This window comes from Kibdelosporangium phytohabitans (assembly GCF_001302585.1).
GTDB classification, from domain to species: domain Bacteria; phylum Actinomycetota; class Actinomycetes; order Mycobacteriales; family Pseudonocardiaceae; genus Kibdelosporangium; species Kibdelosporangium phytohabitans.
This window is the reverse complement of record NZ_CP012752.1, coordinates 1-18238: the sequence shown is the minus strand read 5'-3', so window position 1 is coordinate 18238 and position 18238 is coordinate 1. Positions and strand designations below refer to the sequence as shown.

At 66.9% G+C, this 18238-nt stretch carries 16 protein-coding genes, 2 tRNA genes and 2 pseudogenes; 3 read left to right on the top strand and 17 right to left on the bottom strand.

The features are described from left to right. The 3 genes from AOZ06_RS00085 to AOZ06_RS00075 are packed head-to-tail and all read right to left on the bottom strand — an operon-like array spanning position 1 to position 2234. Positions 1-690, bottom strand: a complete 690-nt coding sequence (locus AOZ06_RS00085; protein ID WP_063809929.1) for a FadR/GntR family transcriptional regulator — start codon at positions 688-690, stop codon at positions 1-3. Beyond that, positions 687-1349 (bottom strand): IspD/TarI family cytidylyltransferase, encoded by a 663-nt coding sequence (locus tag AOZ06_RS00080; protein WP_054296306.1) that lies wholly within the window; start codon positions 1347-1349, stop codon positions 687-689. The genes AOZ06_RS00085 and AOZ06_RS00080 overlap by 4 nt, the downstream gene beginning before the upstream one ends. 39 nt (positions 1350-1388) lie before the next feature. Next, a complete protein-coding gene (locus AOZ06_RS00075; protein WP_054287517.1) occupies positions 1389-2234 on the bottom strand; it encodes a LysR family transcriptional regulator in 846 nt (281 codons plus the stop codon). Between the two features lie 68 nt (positions 2235-2302). Here AOZ06_RS00075 and AOZ06_RS00070 point away from each other — a divergent pair, with 68 nt between their 5' ends. Beyond that, positions 2303-2845, top strand: a complete 543-nt coding sequence (locus tag AOZ06_RS00070; RefSeq protein ID WP_054287516.1) for a hypothetical protein — start codon at positions 2303-2305, stop codon at positions 2843-2845. On the opposite strand, the gene AOZ06_RS55720 is transcribed toward AOZ06_RS00070, so the two are convergent. The 4 genes and pseudogenes from AOZ06_RS55720 to AOZ06_RS59475 all read right to left on the bottom strand — a co-directional run bounded on the left by AOZ06_RS55720 (position 2784) and on the right by AOZ06_RS59475 (position 4586). Continuing rightward, a complete protein-coding gene (locus AOZ06_RS55720; RefSeq protein WP_218922068.1) occupies positions 2784-3308 on the bottom strand; it encodes an RNA 2'-phosphotransferase in 525 nt (174 codons plus the stop codon). The genes AOZ06_RS00070 and AOZ06_RS55720 overlap by 62 nt on opposite strands. Beyond that, the gene (locus AOZ06_RS55715) at positions 3305-3967 is read right to left on the bottom strand and encodes a lysophospholipid acyltransferase family protein (RefSeq protein ID WP_054287515.1); all 663 of its coding nucleotides are present in this window, start codon (positions 3965-3967) and stop codon (positions 3305-3307) included. The genes AOZ06_RS55720 and AOZ06_RS55715 overlap by 4 nt, the downstream gene beginning before the upstream one ends. 115 nt (positions 3968-4082) lie before the next feature. Further along, positions 4083-4289 (bottom strand): annotated as a pseudogene (locus tag AOZ06_RS59480) (FCD domain-containing protein); the annotation flags it as partial. A 54-nt stretch (positions 4290-4343) separates the two neighbouring features. Further along, complete coding sequence (locus AOZ06_RS59475) at positions 4344-4586, bottom strand: FadR/GntR family transcriptional regulator (RefSeq protein WP_063809927.1); 243 nt, start codon at positions 4584-4586, stop codon at positions 4344-4346. A 136-nt stretch (positions 4587-4722) separates the two neighbouring features. Between AOZ06_RS59475 and AOZ06_RS53295 the strand changes: the two are divergent. Both AOZ06_RS53295 and AOZ06_RS61870 read left to right on the top strand, forming a co-directional pair. After that, positions 4723-5413, top strand: a pseudogene (locus tag AOZ06_RS53295) (hypothetical protein); the annotation flags it as partial. A gap of 18 nt (positions 5414-5431) precedes the next feature. Next, the gene (locus AOZ06_RS61870; RefSeq protein WP_417999991.1) at positions 5432-5728 is read left to right on the top strand and encodes a hypothetical protein; all 297 of its coding nucleotides are present in this window, start codon (positions 5432-5434) and stop codon (positions 5726-5728) included. A gap of 461 nt (positions 5729-6189) precedes the next feature. On the opposite strand, the gene AOZ06_RS00045 is transcribed toward AOZ06_RS61870, so the two are convergent. From AOZ06_RS00045 to dnaN, 10 genes are all read right to left on the bottom strand, one after another. Continuing rightward, positions 6190-6262: transfer RNA gene (locus AOZ06_RS00045), tRNA-Ala, on the bottom strand. A 60-nt stretch (positions 6263-6322) separates the two neighbouring features. Then, on the bottom strand, positions 6323-6460 hold the full coding sequence (locus AOZ06_RS57545) for a DLW-39 family protein (RefSeq protein ID WP_168211497.1): 138 nt from the start codon (positions 6458-6460) through the stop codon (positions 6323-6325). Between the two features lie 194 nt (positions 6461-6654). Beyond that, a tRNA-Ile gene (locus AOZ06_RS00040) sits at positions 6655-6728 on the bottom strand. Positions 6729-6790: 62 nt separating this feature from the next. Further along, positions 6791-7549 (bottom strand): DUF3566 domain-containing protein, encoded by a 759-nt coding sequence (locus AOZ06_RS57540; RefSeq protein WP_417999990.1) that lies wholly within the window; start codon positions 7547-7549, stop codon positions 6791-6793. 184 nt (positions 7550-7733) lie between these two features. Then, positions 7734-10283, bottom strand: coding sequence for a DNA gyrase subunit A (gyrA, locus tag AOZ06_RS00030; protein WP_054287512.1), 2550 nt, complete (start codon positions 10281-10283; stop codon positions 7734-7736). An 81-nt stretch (positions 10284-10364) separates the two neighbouring features. Beyond that, on the bottom strand, positions 10365-12344 hold the full coding sequence (gene gyrB, locus AOZ06_RS00025; RefSeq protein ID WP_054287511.1) for a DNA topoisomerase (ATP-hydrolyzing) subunit B: 1980 nt from the start codon (positions 12342-12344) through the stop codon (positions 10365-10367). A gap of 177 nt (positions 12345-12521) precedes the next feature. Further along, positions 12522-13115, bottom strand: coding sequence for a DciA family protein (locus AOZ06_RS00020; protein WP_417999928.1), 594 nt, complete (start codon positions 13113-13115; stop codon positions 12522-12524). Between the two features lie 82 nt (positions 13116-13197). Next, positions 13198-14358 carry a DNA replication/repair protein RecF gene (recF, locus tag AOZ06_RS00015; RefSeq protein ID WP_054287510.1) on the bottom strand — a complete coding sequence of 387 codons (1161 nt, stop codon included), beginning with the start codon at positions 14356-14358 and terminating at the stop codon, positions 13198-13200. Continuing rightward, the gene (gnd, locus tag AOZ06_RS00010) at positions 14359-15273 is read right to left on the bottom strand and encodes a phosphogluconate dehydrogenase (NAD(+)-dependent, decarboxylating) (RefSeq protein ID WP_083471414.1); all 915 of its coding nucleotides are present in this window, start codon (positions 15271-15273) and stop codon (positions 14359-14361) included. Positions 15274-15289: 16 nt separating this feature from the next. Further along, positions 15290-16426: a DNA polymerase III subunit beta gene (gene dnaN, locus AOZ06_RS00005; RefSeq protein ID WP_054287509.1), complete on the bottom strand. Its 1137-nt coding sequence runs from the start codon at positions 16424-16426 to the stop codon at positions 15290-15292. Positions 16427-18238: the final 1812 nt, after the last annotated feature.

The following is an 18238-nucleotide window of genomic DNA, read 5'->3' as shown; positions in this document are numbered from 1 at the left end:
TCAGGTTTCCAGCATGCGGTCGACTTCGGCCGCCGAGTCGAGCACTATGCACCGCGAAACCCGTTCCGCCTCCGCGGCGTCGCCGTTGGAGATCGCGTCGGCTTCGAGCAGGTGCCATTCCAGCGCCGTGTTCTGCAGATCCGGGGGGAACAGCTGCAGTTCGGCCCGGCCGTGCAGCACTTCGGTGGTCACTTCGCCGACTTGCGCGAACAAGGCGTTGCCGGAGGCGACGAAGACGAGCCGGTGGAATTCGATGTCGGCCTCGATGAACGCGAGCGGATCACCCGCGATCGCCTGTTTGCGCATCTGACCGGCAAGGCGCAGCAGCTCACCGCGTTGTTCGTCGGAGGCCTTGGTGGCGGCCAGGCCCGCGGCGACCGGTTCGACCGCGGCCCGCAGCTGGGACATCTGCCTGAGCAGTTCCCGGCGGTCGGACCCGGCCAGTCGCCAGCGGATCAGCTGGGGGTCGAACAGGTTCCAGTCGGAGACCGGCAGCACGATCAGCCCGATCTTGGGACGGCTGCGTACCATCCGCAGGGCTTCGAGGACGCGGACCGCTTCCCTGCCAACGGTTCTCGACACTCCGTACTGCTTGGTGAGCTCGTCGAGCCGCAGGATCGTGCCGGGCGGGTACCTGCCGGAGGTCAAGGCGAGGCCCAACGAGTCCAGCAGGTGCGCGTGCAGGGTCACCGCGACTCCAGGATCCGTTCGGCGACAAGGAGGTCGTGCTCGAACGTGACCTTGAGGTTGCGTTGTTCGCCGGGCACCCACCGCACCTGGACATCGGTGAACCGTTCGATGCAGGACGCGGTGTCCGTACCCACAAACCCCTCCTCGGCAGCCTGCTCGTAGGCAGCGAGCAACGGCGCCGCCAGGAACCCTTGTGGTGTCTGGACCGCGACCAGTTCATCGGAGATCGGCGTGACGTGGCCGTTGGTCGCGAGCGCGAGGTCCTCGCTCATCAAGCCGGGAATCGCGCCGCCATACCTTCTCGCAGCCCGCAGGACATCCGCAACAAGATCGGCACTGACCAACGGGCGGGCGCCGTCGTGGATGAGCACGGTGTCGATCTCGCCGGAGGTGATCCGGCCGGCGAGGTGCCGCAACGCGGCGAGTTCGGATCCTTGGCGGGTGTCGCCGCCTGGCACCACGTCGACGTCCATCCCGGCGACGACCTTCTCGACGTGCTCGACGTCCTGCGGGCGCGTGACCAGGACCAGCGCGCTGATGTCGGGGTGTGCGGCGAATGCTTCGAGCGACCACGCCAGGATCGGCCGTCCGGCGATCGGCAGGTAGACCTTGTTGATTTCGCGTCCGACACGTGTGCCGGAACCTCCTGCCAAGACCACCCCGGCCGCCTGAGTCACACCACGATCATCCCGGTTGTTTCACGTTGAACCAAGCGACTGACGGATCTGGGCCAGCAGCTGCGCCACCCGACGGTCAGCAGGCGCGCCCGGCCGGTGGATCGCGTAGTACGGCACCGGCGGCAGGTCGACGATCGGCACCGTGGCCAGGTCGGTGCGCACACATCCGTTGACCACGGCGGCACCGACGCCGAGCTCGACGAAGTGCAGCATCAACTGCCAGCCACCTGCCTCGACCGCGACTTCCCATTCGAAGTCGGCGACCAGCCGCAGGCGTTCGAGCGTCACCCGCAACGGCTGCGACGGCAACGGCAGCACCATCCGCAGGCCGGCGAGATCGCTCAGCCGGATCTGCTCGCGCCGCGCCAGCGGATGACCGTGGGGCACCACCAGCACCTGGTCGTAGGTGGTGAGCTTCACGGCGTCCAGGTCGTCGGGCAGTTCGTCGAGCACTGATATCCCGAGCTGCGCGCGTCCGTCACGCACCAGCGCCAGCGTCTGTGCGCGGGACGCGGTGAACAGCCGAAGCCGCGCGGATTCACGTGCGATCACGTCGCCTAGGAGATAGAGGTACGCGCCCTGCCCGGCGGCGAGGGCAACCCGGCGCTGCTCACCTGTCAATTCCGCGAGGAACTGGTCGAGTTGGTCGGCGCGCTCACGCGCGAACCGCGCCAGCGCCTCCCCTTCAGAGGTCAGCACCAGGCGCTTGCCTTGCCGCACGTACAGCGGGCAGCCGACCGCTTCGGCCAGTTTCCGCACCTTGACGTGCAGAGCGGGCTGCGAGATGTGCAGGTCACGTGCGGCGGCGGTGAAGTTCAGCCGCTCGGCGAACACCAGGAACGCGGGCAACGACTCACCGGGGAACATAACTGCAAACTATAGGTCTTCTGGTTTCAGTAGTTCTGTTTTAGTGTCTCGTCCCGCACGCTGAAGCCATGCACAAGGAGTTACGACTCGGCGTTGATTTCGGCCGAGTGATCAACGACGGTTCATCGCATCCCGGCGGTGACGACACAGTGTTCCTCAGTGGATCCGTCGATGACGCGATGCGCACGCCTGCCATGGCGGACGCGTTCGACACGCTCGCCAGGTTGACAGACGAGTTCGGCGGCAACGTGTGGGTCGTGTCCAAAGCGGGCGAACGGATCCAGGAACGCACGATGCAATGGCTCGACCACAACGGTTTCTGGTCAGCGACCGGGATTCCCCGCGCCAATGCGCGGTTCTGTCGTAAGCGGCCGGAGAAAGCCGTGCACTGCAAGCAGCTCGGCATCACGCATTTCATCGACGACCGCAGGGACGTGCTGGGCCACATGCGCGGGATCGTGCCGAACCTCTACCTGTTCGGCGTGCAGAAAGCGGACCCGCCCGAGTGGGCCATCCCCACGTTGACGTGGGCGGACGTGGAAACCGCTGTCACTGAAGGAATCGCGGCGGAACCGCCGCGACGAGCCACACGCCGTTCTCGGCGAGCCTGAACTCGTGGCCTTCCTCGTGCATAGCTTTCGCTTGCACGGTAAGCACAACCGGTTTTCCCCTTCTGGCACCGACACGTTCGGCCGTGTCCACATCGGATGACAGGTGCACGTCGTTGCGCCCCATCGGCTTGAGCCCCTCGGCGCGAATAGTCTCGACGTTGGCCGCCACTGTCCCGTGATACAGCACGTCGGGCGGCTGCCGGGCGACGAGACCCAGCTCGACGGCAACCGAATGCCCCTGGTTCGCGCGGATCCGGTTGCCTTCCACGGCGAAGCGCCGCTTGTCGTTGCTCTCCACGACGAACTCCAGCTCGTCGCGGCTGAGCACGACACCGTGCCGGGCGCACGCCGCCAGCAAGTCGTCGACATCGACCCAGCCACCCGCGTCCAACGACAACCCGATGTCCTCCGGGTGGTGGCGCAGGTGCCGGGACAGGAACTTCGACACCCGCACAACGTTCACGCGCGCAGTTCCTTCAACAACTCCCGCACGCGATCCATGATGACCTCGGTGACCTCGCGCAGCAACACACCGTCGATGTCCTTGTCGCGGTAGGCACTCAGGTCGATCGGCGCACCGACGACCAGGTCGACGCGCTTGCGCGGGAACGGCCGGAACTTCTTGCGCCGGGAGTCGAAGATCTCCCTGGTTCCCCAGCGCGCCGCGGGAATCACCGGAACGTCGTTGGCCAGCGCCACTCGCGCGATCCCCGTTTTGACCTGTGTCGGCCAGCCGTCGGGGTCCTGGGTGAGCGTGCCTTCCGGGTAGAACACCACGACCCGGCCCATCCGCAACGAGTCGTCCGCGCCGCGCAGGCTGTCGCCCGCTTTGGCCGTCCCGCGGTACACCGGGATCTGGCCTGCGCCGTCGAGAACCCGGCCGAGCAGCGGGATGTTCCACAGGGTGTGCTTGGTGAAGAACCGCGGCACCCGCCCGTGCTGGTGCACGAAGATCGCGTCCACGATCGGATCGATGTAAGACGGGTGGTTGAGCACGAGCAAAGCGGGCCCCTGCTTGGGCAGGTTCTCCATGCCGCGCGTGGTCCGCCGGCTGAACGCCCACGTGAACGGGTAGAACACCGAGGCGAACAGCCCCACCCAGAATCCCCCGCGTTCTCGCACACCCGCACTCTACCTGGCAAGACGACAACTGAGTCCGCAGTGAACTCAGCGTCTTCTCCAGGTGCGACCGCGCCACGCGGGCCGCCCGATCCGGGGCGCCGTCACGGATCGCGTCGGTGATCGCCTGGTGTTCGTCCTGGTCAAACGGCCGTTCGTCCCGCGACTGCCCGGTGAGCGCGAGCATGTCCAGCATCGCTTCCCGGATGCGCGGGGTCGGCGACGCCAGAAGTCCGTTCATCACCGAGTTGTGCGTCGCGGCCACGATCGCGCGGTGGAACTCCAGGTCGACGTCGACCAGTTCGCCGTCCGACGCGTCGAGCACGGCCCGCCGCTTCCCGATCGCCACGTCGATCGCGGCCTTGCGCACGACATCGGCTCACGCCACCAGTGGTTCGTCACGGACAACGTAGACACCTGAACCGTGCCGGGACTCCAACAGGCCTTTGCCCGTCAGTTCGCGGATCGCTTCCCGCACGGTCGACCGGCCGACGCCGAACTCCGCGGCCAACGCCATCTCGCTGGGTATCTTCGCGCCGACCGCCCATTCACCGGAGGTGACCAGGCACAGCATCTGCTCGGTGGCCTGTTCGGACAACGGGTGCCGGCGCAACGACCGCACAAGGCCTCCACTCATCAGGTTGTCTGACAACCTGAGCGGTTCTGGGACTTAGCAGCCGCGGCAGGGATGACCGGAGACCGGCACCCTGTCGCGGAGCAGCGGTGCGCCGGTCGAGCCCTTCCCCTCGAAAGCAGCCATGAACTCCTGGAATCCGCAACGCCCTTCCGGCATGCCGCACCACCGCTACCGCGGTTTCGGCCTCGCAGACCGACTTCGACTTCGTCCGCCTGCTCGCCGAATCCGATCTCGTCCCCGACGACGTGAGATCTCGGTGTTCACGCCGGCGCGGCGCGCCCTGATCGAGCGCACCTTCGAAGCGGTCGCCGGACTGGACCGAGTGCTGGTGCACATGTACACGGCCACCGCACCGCTTTGGCACGACATCGTCCTGCGCACCAGCCGTACCGAGTTGTGCGCGCTCATCCGATCCGGCACGGAGGACACCCTGCGCGGAGAGCGCGCAGGTCTGCGCTTCCAGTTCTTCCCGGAGGTGTTCAACCTGACCGAACCCGACTTCGCGCTGGAGATCTGCGACATGGTGACCGACCTGTGGCAGGCCTCAGCCGACCGGCCGGTGATCCTGAACCTTCCGGCGACGGTCGAAGTCGCGACACCGAACGTGTACGCCGACCAGATCGAGTACATGGACACGAAACTCGCGCGCCGCGAACACGTGATCCTCTCGGTCCACCCGCACAACGACCGGGGAACCGGAGTCGCCTGCGCGGAACTGGCAATGCTCGCCGGAGCCCAACGAAGGCTGCCTGTTCGGAAACGGCGAGCGAACCGGCAACGTGGACCTGATCACCTTGGCGTTGAACCTCTACACCCAAAGCGTCGACCCGATGATCGACCTCGCGAACATCGACGAGGTGCGAGACACAGTGGTCCACTGCAACAGGATCGGCATCCACGAGCGCCACCCCTACGCGGGAACCCACGTCCGCACAGCCTTCGCGGGAACCCACCAGGACGCGATCAAGAAAGGCCTCGAACACCACACCGCCCAAGCAGAAGCCACGAACACCCCACCGGCCTCTCACCCCTGGCAAGTCCCCTACCTGCCCATAGACCCCAAGGACATAGGAAGAAGCTACGAAGCGGTGATTCGCCTGAACAGCCAGTCACGAAAAGAGGAATAACCCACATCATGAAAACGGTCCACAACCTACCCCGAGCCCGCCAAATCGACTTCACAAGAAAGGTCCAAACCCACACAGACACCTCACGGAACAGAACTGGACCCCACAACCCTCCTCACCCTCCACAACACCACCTACCCAACACCCCGCCCCAACCCACCAGCCGAAACCCCGTCAACACCCCACAGAAACCGTGCCGACCGACGCCGCTCCCATGAAGATCACGCACCACGCAACCACAACAGCAGCTCCGAACCCAACCGAATGCTGCTGCGGGCTCGACCGTCCCGACGGGGGTGACACACAAAAAAAACCCCGCCGAAGGCGAGGCAGCTAGTAAAAGAGAAACGAACCCACGCTGAAAAGGTGAGGAGCATGCACCGTGGAGCTCGGCCCCTCAAAATTACAAAGGCCGACCCGGCGAGCAAGCAAAGCGCGCGAGCAGGGTCAGCCCGAGGCCGTGGAGACGAGGGGAATCGAACCCCTAACCCCTGCCTTGCAAAGGCAGTGCTCTGCCAATTGAGCTACGTCCCCGGGTGGGACTTCCGAGTCGGTGGCCTGGGCGGTGTGCCCGGGCCACCGGCCGGAGTGGTCTTACTTGGCGGCGCCGTTGTTGCCGGCGGGCGCCGTGGCCTCGCGCCACAAGTCGGCCTCAGCCTTCGCGGAACGGCTACGGCGGACCACCAGGAAGATGGCACCTGCAACAGCCACCAGTCCGAGAAGCTTCTTCACGTCAGGCCTCCTTCAGGCACATGCTCTTCTTTTCCCCAGATTCCCCCACACTACACGCGAACCACACCGCAAGCGGTGGAGCGCGCAGCGCCACTTCTGTTCCTGGGGGGCGTGGGGGGCTGGGCCCCCCAAAATCATGACGATCGATGAAGGTCGACAGCTCTGCTGCCCGACACAGTTCACCCGATCGATCGTGGGCCCAGGAGGACTTGAACCTCCGACCTCTTCGTTATCAGCGAAGCGCTCTAACCGCCTGAGCTATGGGCCCTTGGGAACGTCGAGAAGACTACAGCACGACCTCCCGCGCCCCAAAACGGGTATCCCCTTTTGCTACTCCCGCTCCGCCAGGGTGACCTCCAGGCCTCCGGCGAGGTCGGCGGACACGTTGTAGACGAAGGACGCGACCGTGGCCAGTGCGCTGAACAGCACGATGTTCACCGCACCGATGATCGCCGCGACGCCGAACACGCGCCACGCGCTGATCAGGGGTTCTGCCGCGGCGTTCGCGTTGGCCGAGAACAGGTCGTTGGCCGTGCCGTTGACCTTGTCCCAGACGCCCATGCCGTCGAGGACGGCGTACAGCACACCGACGGCCACCAGCCAGACGAAGAACAGCGCCACGCCGAGCACCAGCGACAGCTTCAGCACCGACCACGGGTCGAAGCGCTTGATCTGCAGGTTCGCTCGCCGCGGGCCGCGGCCTGGGCGGCGCAGGGCGCTTGGCGGAGCTGTGCCCGCGCGCTGGGCGGCGCCGACCATGTCCGCCATCGAACTGTTGGTTGTGCCGAGGTTCACAGTCGTCCTGGCCGGTGAGCCCAGCGGCGGCTGCGGGCCGGTCTGGTGCAGACCGACTGGCGGGTACTCGCCGAGCGCCCGCGGTGCCGCGGTGCCGGTCACGACCGGGCGGGGCATGTTCACGGTCTGCTCGTCGACCAGGCTCGGCCGGGTCGCGTGGTCCGCGGGCTTCGCCGCGGGCTCCGGGACCGGCGTGACTTCCGGCTCCGGGTCCGCGTACTGGGCGTCACTGGTGACGCGCTGCCATGGCGGCGGCGCGCCGTTTGTGTCTTCCTCGGCCACCACGGGTTTGATGGTGGCCTCGGTCTTCTCACCCTGCCCGTTGGGCTGTGCCTCCGGCTGTGTGGCCGGCTCTGAACGGTTAGCCGTGGACACCGTGGACGTCTGGTCGACGTTCACATCCTGCGTCTTGTCCGTTCCCTCGGGGGGTGTCACGAGCTGATCCTCGTCTCCTCGTCGGCGGTGTCCCGCGCTTCACCTAGTCTGCGGGCTGTTCCGTTGACGCGCCGGATGGGTCTGTGGTTGTCTCCTCGGCCGTTTCCTCGCCGTTGGCTTCACCATTGGACGTGTCCTCGGCGCTGCGGGCGATCGCCACCAGCAGGGTGCCCTCGCCGATGTTCATCAGGCGGACGCCCTTGGTCTGCCGTCCCGCTTTGCGGACCTGGCCGGCCGAGGTGCGGATGACCCCACCAGCCGACGTGATGGCGTAGATCTCATCTTGTGCTTCGACGATGAGAGCTCCTACCAGCCTGCCACGCCTGCTGTCGTGCTGGATGGTCAACACCCCCTTGCCGCCGCGGCCCTGCACCGAATAATCCTCGATCGGCGTGCGCTTGGCGTAGCCGCCGTCGGTGGCGACCAGGACGAATGTGCCTTCTCTCACAACTCCGAGAGTCAGCAGCTCGTCACCGGAATTGAAGCGCATTCCGAGCACACCGGACGTGGCGCGGCCCATCGGCCGCAGCGCCTCGTCGGAGGCGTGGAACCTGATCGACTGGCCGCCCGCGGACACCAGCAGCAGGTCGTCGTCGGCCGAGCAGAGCACCGCGCCGACCAACTCGTCGCCTTCGCGCAGGTTGATGCCGATCAGGCCACCGCTGCGGTTGGAGTCGAAGTCGGCCAGTTTGCTCTTCTTGACCAGGCCGTCCTTGGTCGCGAGCACGAGGTACGGCGCGACCTGGTAGTCCTTGATCTGGATGACCTGGGCGATGTGCTCTTCCGGCTGGAACTCCAGCAGGTTGGCCACGTGCTGGCCGCGCGCGTTGCGGCTGGCCTCGGGCAGCTCGTACGCCTTCGCCCGGTACACCCGGCCCTTGTTGGTGAAGAACAGGATCCAGTCGTGGGTCGAGCACACGAAGAAGTGCGCCACGATGTCGTCCTGTTTGAGGCCCGCGCCCTGCACGCCCTTGCCGCCGCGTTTCTGCGCGCGGTACAGATCTGTCTTGGTGCGCTTCGCGTAGCCGGTGCGCGTGATCGTGATGACCACGTCCTCGACCGCGATCAGGTCCTCGACCGACACGTCACCGTCGAACGGGATGATCTTGGTGCGCCGGTCGTCGCCGTGCTTCTCGACGATCTCCATCAGCTCGTCGCGCACGATGTTGCGCTGGCGTTCCGGCTTGTCGAGGATGTCCTGCAGGTCGGCGATGTAGCGCTCGATCTCGGCCAGCTCGTCGATGATCTTCTGGCGTTCCATCGCCGACAGCCTGCGCAGCTGCAGGTCGAGGATGGCGGTCGCCTGGATCTCGTCGATCTCCAGCAACGCGATCAGGCCGTTGCGTGCTTCCTCGGTCGACTGCGACCGCCGGATCAGGGCGATCACCTCGTCGAGCATGTCCAGCGCCTTGACGTAGCCGCGCAGGATGTGGGCCCGCTCCTCGGCCTTGCGCAGGCGGAAGCGGGTGCGCCGGACGATGACCTCGACCTGGTGCTTGACGTAGTGCCGGACGATCTGGTCGAGGCGCAGCGTGCGCGGCACACCGTCGACCAGTGCCAGCATGTTCACGCCGAAGTTGTGCTGCAGCTGGGTGTGCTTGTACAGGTTGTTCAGCACGACCTTGGCGACCGCGTCACGCTTGAGCGTGATCACGATCCGCATGCCGGAGCGCTTGTTCGACTCGTCGGCGATCTCCGAGATGCCGGTGATCTTGCCGTCCCGGACGAGCGCGGCCATGTTCTCGATCAGGTTGTCCGGGTTGACCTGATACGGGAGTTCGGTGACGACGAGGATCGTGCGGCCCTTGGCGTCCTCTTCGGCCTCGACGACGGCGCGCATCCGGACCGAGCCTCGGCCGGTGCGGTACGCGTCCTCGATCCCGGAGGTGCCGAGGATCAGGCCGTGCGTGGGGAAGTCCGGCCCCTTGATGCGGGTCATCAGCGCCGCGAGGGTTTCGTCCTCCGACGCTTCCCAGTTCTCCAGCGCCCACACGACTCCGTCCGCGACCTCGCGGAGGTTGTGCGGCGGGATGTTGGTCGCCATGCCGACCGCGATGCCGGAGCTGCCGTTGATCAACAGGTTCGGCACGCGCGACGGCAGGACAACGGGTTCCTGGGTGCGGCCGTCGTAGTTGGCGCGGAAGTCGACGGTGTCTTCCTCGATGTCGGCCAGCATGTGCATGGCCAACGGAGTCAGGCGCGCCTCGGTGTACCGCATGGCGGCGGCGGGGTCGTTGCCCGGCGAGCCGAAGTTGCCCTGGCCGTCGACCAGCGGGTAGCGCAGCGCCCAGCTCTGGGCCATGCGGACCAGGGTGTCGTAGATGGCCGAGTCGCCGTGGGGGTGGTAGTTACCCATCACGTCGCCGACGACACGCGAGCACTTCACGTACCCGCGCTCCGGGCGGAAGCCGGAGTCGTACATCGAGTACAGGACGCGGACGTGCACCGGCTTCAAACCGTCACGCACGTCGGGCAGCGCACGGCCGACGATCACGCTCATCGCGTAGTCGACGTAGGAGTTCTGCATCTCCTGCTGGATGTCACGCGGCTCGATGCGGTCCCGCTCCGGCGGCGGCAGAGTCGTCTCGGTCACGACTGGTTGTTCCTTTCAAGCGATCGCACGTCAGCGCCCATTTCCTGAACCGCCGCGACTCGGGCAGACAGATCCGCCACGTCAGACGTCAAGGAAGCGAACTCCCTTGGCGTTGCGGGTGATGAAGGACCTGCGGGCTTCCACGTCCTCACCCATCAGCACGCTGAACAGCTCGTCCGCGGTGGCCGCGTCGTCAAGGGTGACCTGGATCAGGATCCGGTTGGCCGGGTCCATTGTGGTCTCCCACAGCTCGTCGGCGTTCATCTCGCCGAGACCCTTGTAGCGCTGGATGTTGTCGTCCTTGCCGAGCTTCTTGCCCGCGGCCAGGCCCTGCTCGATCAGCCCGTCGCGCTCGCGGTCGGAGTAGGCGAACTCCGGCTCGACACCGCGCTGCCACTTGATCTTGTAGAGCGGCGGCTGGGCGAGGTACACGTGACCGGCTTCGATCAGCGGGCGCATGAAGCGGAACAGCAGCGTCAGCAGGAGCGTCCGGATGTGCTGACCGTCCACATCGGCGTCAGCCATCAGCACGATCTTGTGGTAGCGCACCTTCGACACGTCGAACTCGTCGTAGATGCCGGTGCCCAGCGCGGTGATCAGCGACTGGACCTCGGTGTTCTTGAGCACCCGGTCGATACGGGCCTTCTCGACGTTGATGATCTTGCCCCGGATCGGCAGGATCGCCTGGAACTTCGAGTCCCTGCCTTCCTTGGCCGAGCCACCCGCGGAGTCACCCTCCACGATGTAGAGCTCGCACTCCTCCGGGTTGGTGGAACGGCAGTCCTTCAGCTTGCCCGGCAGGCCGCCGATGTCCAGCGCGCCCTTGCGGCGGACGAGTTCCTTGGCCTTGCGCGCCGCGATGCGGGCCTGTGCCGAGGACACCGCCTTGGTCACGATCGTCTTGGCGTCCGCCGGGTTGGCCTCGAACCAGTGCGCCAGCTGCTCGTTGCAGGTCTGCTGCACGAAGGTCTTCGCCTCGGTGTTGCCCAGCTTCTGCTTGGTCTGCCCCTCGAACTGCGGCTCGGCGAGCTTGATCGACACGATCGCGGCGAGTCCCTCGCGGATGTCCTCACCCGTGAGGTTCGTGTCCTTCTCCTTGAGCATCTTCTTGTCACGCGCGTACACGTTGACGACACGGGTCAGCGCGGCACGGAAGCCTTCCTCGTGCGTACCGCCCTCGGGCGTGTTGATCGTGTTGGCGAAGGTGTAGACCGACTCGGAGTAGCCGGTGTTCCACTGCATCGCGACCTCGACCTCGAGACCAGTGCCCTTGGCCTCGAACGCGATGACCGACTTGTGCACGGCCTCGCGCGCGTGGTTGATGTGCTTGACGAAGTCCTCGAGCCCGCCCGGGTAGTGGTAGGTCCGCTCCTTGATCCGCGCGGGCTGGCCCTCGGCGTCCTCGACTGTCTCCTCCTCGGAGACGCGCTCGTCGCGCAGGACGATCGTCAGCCCCTTGTTCAGGAACGCCATCTCCTGCAGGCGCCGGGCCACTGTCTCGGCGTTGAAGGTGACCGTCTCGAAGATCTGGGGGTCTGGCCAGAAGGTGATCGAGGTGCCCGTCTCCTCGGTCGCCTCGCCCTGGCTGATCGGTGCGACCGGCTCGGAGTCGCGGTAGCTCTGCGCCCAGACGTGGCCGTCGCGCTTCACGACAGCTTCGAGGCGTTTCGACAGCGCGTTCACCACGGAGATACCGACACCGTGCAGACCACCGGACACCGCGTAGCTGTCGCTGTCGAACTTGCCACCCGCGTGCAGGACGGTCATGACGACCTCGAGCGCGGAGCGCTTCTCCTCCGGCTGCTCGGCGACGGGGATGCCACGGCCGTCGTCGTCGACGCGCACGCCACCGTCCGCAAGCAGGGTGACCTCGACCTTGGTCGCGTACCCCGCCATCGCCTCGTCGACGGAGTTGTCCACGACCTCCCAGATCAGGTGGTGCAGACCTCGTTCGCCGGTCGAGCCGATGTACATACCCGGTCGGAGGCGCACGGCTTCCAGACCCTTGAGCACGGAGATGGACTCGGCGCCGTAACTCTTACCGTTCTCATTGGCTGCCACGGGCGTGGGTTCTCCTCGTCTCGCCGAGGCCTGGACGGGCCTGGTTCTGATCCCCTCTACATCTTACTGGTAGAGCTCGTCAGAACCGCCCTTAGGACACCTCTAGATTGCTCACAGACGTCATACCGTGAAGTTCGGCAAGTGGGACCGGCCGAAAGACAGGTTCAGAGGCTCAGGTTAGCCATAAGTGTCACGCGGCCCACGCCCGGCCACGTGCCTCGGTCCGTACCGCCAGCTCGGTGCGGCGGGACCGTGCACCTTCAGGCGTTTGACCACGCCGTCACCCACACCCTTGGCGATCTTCGCCAGCAGCTGGCGTTGCAGCAACCGCAACTGGGTCGCCCATGCGGTTGAAGACGCCTGCACGGTCAGCTCGCCGTCGCGCAGCGACATCGGCTTGGCGTGCTCGGCGATCTCGGCACCGACGATCGCGGTCCACCGGCCGAACACCTCGCCGTTGGCCAGCTGGTCGTGCCACCCGCGCTCAGCTGCGATTTTACCCAGAAGTGCGCCGAATTTCTGCGGATCCCGGCTGTCGGCACCCGCCCCTGACCAGCGGCGGCGCCTGCGTGACCCGGTGTGCGGGATCTTGCCCTTGGTGCTCTGCGCCTTGCGCTTGTTCCCGGCTGCTTCCTTGGCGGCCTGCAGCGCGGCGCGGGCGAGGTCCGAGCCACGGAGAACACGGTCGGCGTCCGTTCCACCATCCCCCGAAAGAGGGGTCGCTGTGGGCGAAATGTCCGAGTCAGTGGTGTTCGAACCGCTCGTGGTCACTGTGTTATCCACACTATCCACAGAGTTGTCCCCAGATGTGGGACGGGTCACGCCACTAGGGGTGATCTTCGGTTGCTCATCGTCATCCCGCACGGTGTACCTCCCCGTCCGCGACCGAGAACCGCGTCCCGGCCAACTCGCCGGGCACATCCTCCGCCACCGCGGCCGTGATCAGGACCTGTTCGGCGGCGGCGGCCACTTCGGCGAGTCGCGACCGGCGGCGCCGGTCGAGCTCAGCGAAGACGTCGTCCAGCACGAGCACCGGCTCGGACCCCTCGTCGCGCAGCAGCTCGTAGGCCGCCAACCGCAGAGCCAACGCGTATGACCACGACTCGCCGTGACTCGCGTACCCCTTGGCCGGCGCCTCCCCCAGGACCAGCTCGAGCTCGTCGCGGTGCGGACCGACGAGGCTGACACCGCGTTCCAGTTCCTGCGACCGGCTCGCCGCCATCGCCGCGAGCAGCGCGTCCGCCACCGCTTCGGGATCAGCGCGCTCGCCACCCGGCGTTCCGTAACCCGGTTCGAGGTTCTCCGCGATCGACGACTTGTACGAAACAGTCGCGGGCGTGCCGTTGTCACTTCCTGCAACTCCCGCGTACGCGGCCAGCACGTGCGGCGCGAGGTCCGCGACGAGATCGAGCCGCGCGGCGAGGAGTTGCCCGCCGTGCGTGGCGAGGTGACCGTCCCACACGTCGAGCGTCGCGATGTCGCCCTTCGATCCGGCGCGACGCGCGGCACCCGCCGTCTTGAGCAACGCGTTGCGTTGCCGCAGAACTCTTTCGTAGTCCGAGCGGACACCGGCGTACCGCGGCGCACGCAACACGAGCAGGTCGTCGAGAAAACGACGGCGCTCACCGGGATCGCCGCGCACCAACGCCAGATCCTCCGGCGCGAACAGCACAGTGCGCAGAATCCCGAGCACATCACGCGGCCGCGGCACGGGTCCGCGGTTCACGCGAGCCCGGTTCGCTTTGCCCGACGTGATTTCCAGTTCGATCGTGAGCTCGCGGCCTTCGTTGACGACCGCTGTGCGCACGACCGCGCGCTGGGCGCCGTGCCGGATCATCGGCGCGTCCGTCGACACCCGGTGTGAACCAAGCGTTGCGGTGTAACCGATTGCCTCGACCAGGTTGGTCTTACCCTGGCCGTTCGCGCCGACGAGCACGCACGGCCCGGGTTCGAAGGTCAGGTCCGCCTGCTTCCACGAGCGGAAGTCGACGACCTGCAGCTGCCGGACGTACACCTACGCCTGCGTGCTGCCGGATCCCGAAGTCGGTCCGGCTTTCTGCACCGCGTGCCCGCCGAACTGCGCGCGCAGCGAGGCAACCGCCCGCATCGCGGGCGAATCCGGTTGCCGCGAAGCGAATCGCGCGAACAGCGCGGCCGAGATAACCGGCGCGGGTACCGCGTTGTCGATCGCTTCCGCCACGGTCCACCGGCCTTCGCCGGAGTCCTCCACGTAACCGCGGAGGTCGTCGAGCTCGGGGTCGGAGTCGAGCGCGCGCACCAACAAGTCGAGCAACCACGACCGCACAACGGTTCCGCGCTGCCAGGCCTTGACCACCGCGGGCACGTCTTCGACGATCTTGGCGGTGTCGAGCAGTTCGAAGCCTTCGGCGTACGCCTGCATCAAGCCGTACTCGATGCCGTTGTGCACCATCTTCGCGTAGTGCCCCGCGCCGATCGGGCCCGCGTGCGCGAAGCCTTCCTCGCGCGGGCCCTCCGGGCGAAGCGTGTCGAAGATCGGCAGCAGCCGCTCGACGTTCTCGGCTGTGCCACCGACCATCAGGCCGTAGCCGTTCTCCAGACCCCACACACCGCCGGACACACCGACGTCCAAGTAGTCGATGCCCTTCTCGGCTAGCATCGCGGCGTTGCGCTGGTCCTCGGTGTACTTCGAGTTGCCGCCGTCGATCACCAGATCGCCTTGCGTCAACAGCGATCCGAGCTCCTCGACGGTCTGCCGGGTCGGGTCGCCAGCCGGGACCATCACCCAGATCGCCCGAGGCGCATCGAGTTTGCCCACCAGATCGGCGAGCGATTCGGCGTCGGTGACATCCGGGTTCCGGTCGTAGCCGATGACCTCGTGACCGCCTTTGCGAAGGCGCTCGCGCATGTTGAAACCCATTCGGCCGAGGCCGACGAGCCCGAGCTGCACGGTGTTCTCCCCTAGATCAACCCGGCAGGCGCACGGGCATAAGCAGGTACAGGTACCCGGCGACCACTTCGCCGTTCTCGTTGACCGGTTTGATGAGCGCGGGCCGGTTCGGTGTCGTGAAGGACAGTTCGGCGCGGTCGGTGTGCAACGCGCCGAGACCGTCCTGCAGGTAACCCGGGTTGAAAGCGATGGTGACCGGTTCGCCTTCGTACTGCACGGGCAGCTCTTCCTCGGCGCTGCCCTCGTCGTCGCCGCCCGCCGACAGCTTCAGGCCACCGCCGGTGAACTCGAGCCGCACCTGGGTTCCGCGCTCGGCGACCAGCGACACGCGCTTGATCGCCTCGACGAGCGGGGACACCTCGATGATCGCGTTCGACGTCTGCTCGCTCGGCAGCAACTGGCGGTAGCGCGGGAACTCCGCGTCGAGCAACCGGGTGGTCGCCCGACGGCCGGTGCCCGACAGACCGAGCAGACCGTCACTCGACGAGAGCGCGAGCTCGACTGTCTTGCCCGCGGTGCCAAGCGACTTGGCCGCGTCGGCGAGCGTTCGCGCGGGCACGAGCACCGCCGCGTCCTCGACGTCGCCGGACGGCTTCCACGTGAACTCGCGCATCGCCAACCGGAAGCGGTCGGTGGCCACGAGGGTGAGCGTCTCGCCACTGATCTCGACGCGGACACCCGTCAGCATCGGGAGCGTGTCGTCGCGGCCGGCCGCGATCGCGACCTGGGCGACGGCCTGGCCGAACACCTCACCGGTGAGCTCGCCCGCGTGCGGCGGCATCGGCGGCAGCTGGGGGTAGTCCTCGACCGGCATGGTCGGCAGGCTGAACCGCGCACTGCCACAGGTGATCGAGACGCGCGCGCCGTCGACCGCGATCTCCACCGGCTGGTTCGGCAGCGCCTTAGTGATGTCGGCGAGCAGCCGGCCGGAGACAAGGGTGCGGCCGCCGTCGGCGATCGTCGCCGGGACACCGACCGTTGCCGACACCTCGTAGTCGAAACCGGAGATGGTCAGTGCTTCGCCTTCGGCGTCCGGCGAGCCTGCGTCAAGCAGAACACCGCCAAGGACGGGGACGGGAGGCCTGGACGGGAGGCTGCGCGCGACCCAGGCGACGGCGTCGGCGAGACCGTCGCGCTCGACGCGGATCTTCATGGAGGTCCTTTCAGACTCGACCTGTTGATCCCCGGAGTGACTCACCTCGAGGTGCAGAGGCTCCAACCGTACGGCGTGCCGGGCGGTCTCGTCATCCGGGGCTTGGCCCGTCGGCTTTTGTCGCGAGCCAGTTGTCCTCAACCATCCACGGCCCTGTTTTTGTTCTGTTGATTCCTTGAAGAGAACAAAACAGTGACAGAGATAAGTCCTGTGGGTTGTGTGGATACCCGGCGTCCGCGCAGGTGGAGCGCCGCGTCGGACTGTGGAAGACCACGGGACGTGATCGGTGGATAGACCCGATCGGCGGTGTACAACTCTCGACCGGCCTCAATCCGTCCACACAATGTGCCAGTTGTCCACAGGCTCATCCCCAGATGTGGGTCGATCCATGCCCAGGGGCTGTGAATGGTGAGAAGTGACGCGAATCGCCCCGTCGGGTGATGCCGAGCGGCCCGCGGAGACCCGCCGGACAAGTTTTTGGGGCTGTGGACAACTCTCCACAGCCCCAGAAAAGTTCGCGGCCCGATCGACCCGGACAGCGCCGCCGCGCACCGCAGATCATCGACTCCGCGCAGGTCACGGCGGCGCAGACACGCGGAGCGGACTGACGATCACCCGTCCGGCCGCGGATCCCGGCGAGCGCTCCGCCCAGCCCGACCGGTTTTCTGTTTCCCCTGGTCAGAGCCCATACCGCCGACCACCCGCACAGCGGTGGCACACGCACCACAGCGCCGCATCGAGACGGGTCGCGGCGACCCGAGACCGTGGATGATCTTGGCCGATCCTGTGGATGAGTCGACCATCGGGGCTGGTCGAAGCCAACCACAGCGATGTCCACACCTGTGGATAACTCCGATGTCGTGCGACCGGCCCACGAAGTCGCCTGCGCGCGTTTCCCAGGTCGCCGGGGTGGCGCGACGACGCGCGGTCGCCGGAAGTTTTCTGCCGGACCGGGTCGGTTGGACCGCGAGCGCTGGGAGAAAAGATGCGAATCCGGCGATCGGCCCCCGCGTGCCCGGGCGGCCGGTCCGTGCGAGTCGTGATCTTTCTGGATGGGGTAGCCGCCTCGACCGACGGGGTCGGGAGAAACCCGGCGGCCCCGTCGGGGCGGCCCGTCCTTTCTGGAGGAGGGGGCGGCCCGGGCCGAGCGGTTCGGCAGAAACCTTGGCCGGTGCCCGTCCCGATGACGGCCGCCAGGAGCGAGGCCGAGCCGGCACGGAGTTCCTGGCTGATCTTTCTGGGGAGCCGCGCGACCGGGGCGACGGGGGTCGGCAGAAACCCGGCTGCCCGGTGCGGCTCGGTCGAGTTCCCCTGTCCGAAGGACTAAGGCCTGGCGCGTGATCGGCCGAAGATCATGGGGCGGAGCGCGCACCCGTCACCAGGTGTGGCCGTCGAGCGTTCGGCATCCGCGCCACCTCCGGGCCCGGGCCGTGTGCCGGAAGTTTTCTCCGGCAGTGAGGTGGCTCAAGCTCGGACCCTCGCAGAAAGATGTCGGCGTTGCCCGGTGGGGCCAGGGTCCCGATCGAGCGGTCTCGGATCGCCCCGGGACAGCCGGGTTCATGGCAAGCGTTTGCGCCGGGCGTTCGGTGCCGCAGCTGCAACGGGACGCCGGGGCGAGGTGAACGCATGCGGTACGGACGGCCGGTGTGGAGTTTTCTGGGTGGGTGGTCGGGCTCAGGGGTGGTGCCAGAAAACTTCGCGTTCGGCGGTCCGGGGCGGACCGGTCACCCTCGGGCGGGCTCGGGTCCGGGCACGGCTGCTCTGGTCATGCGAAACGGGCAGGCGCGACGCCTGCCCGTTGGCGGGAGGTGG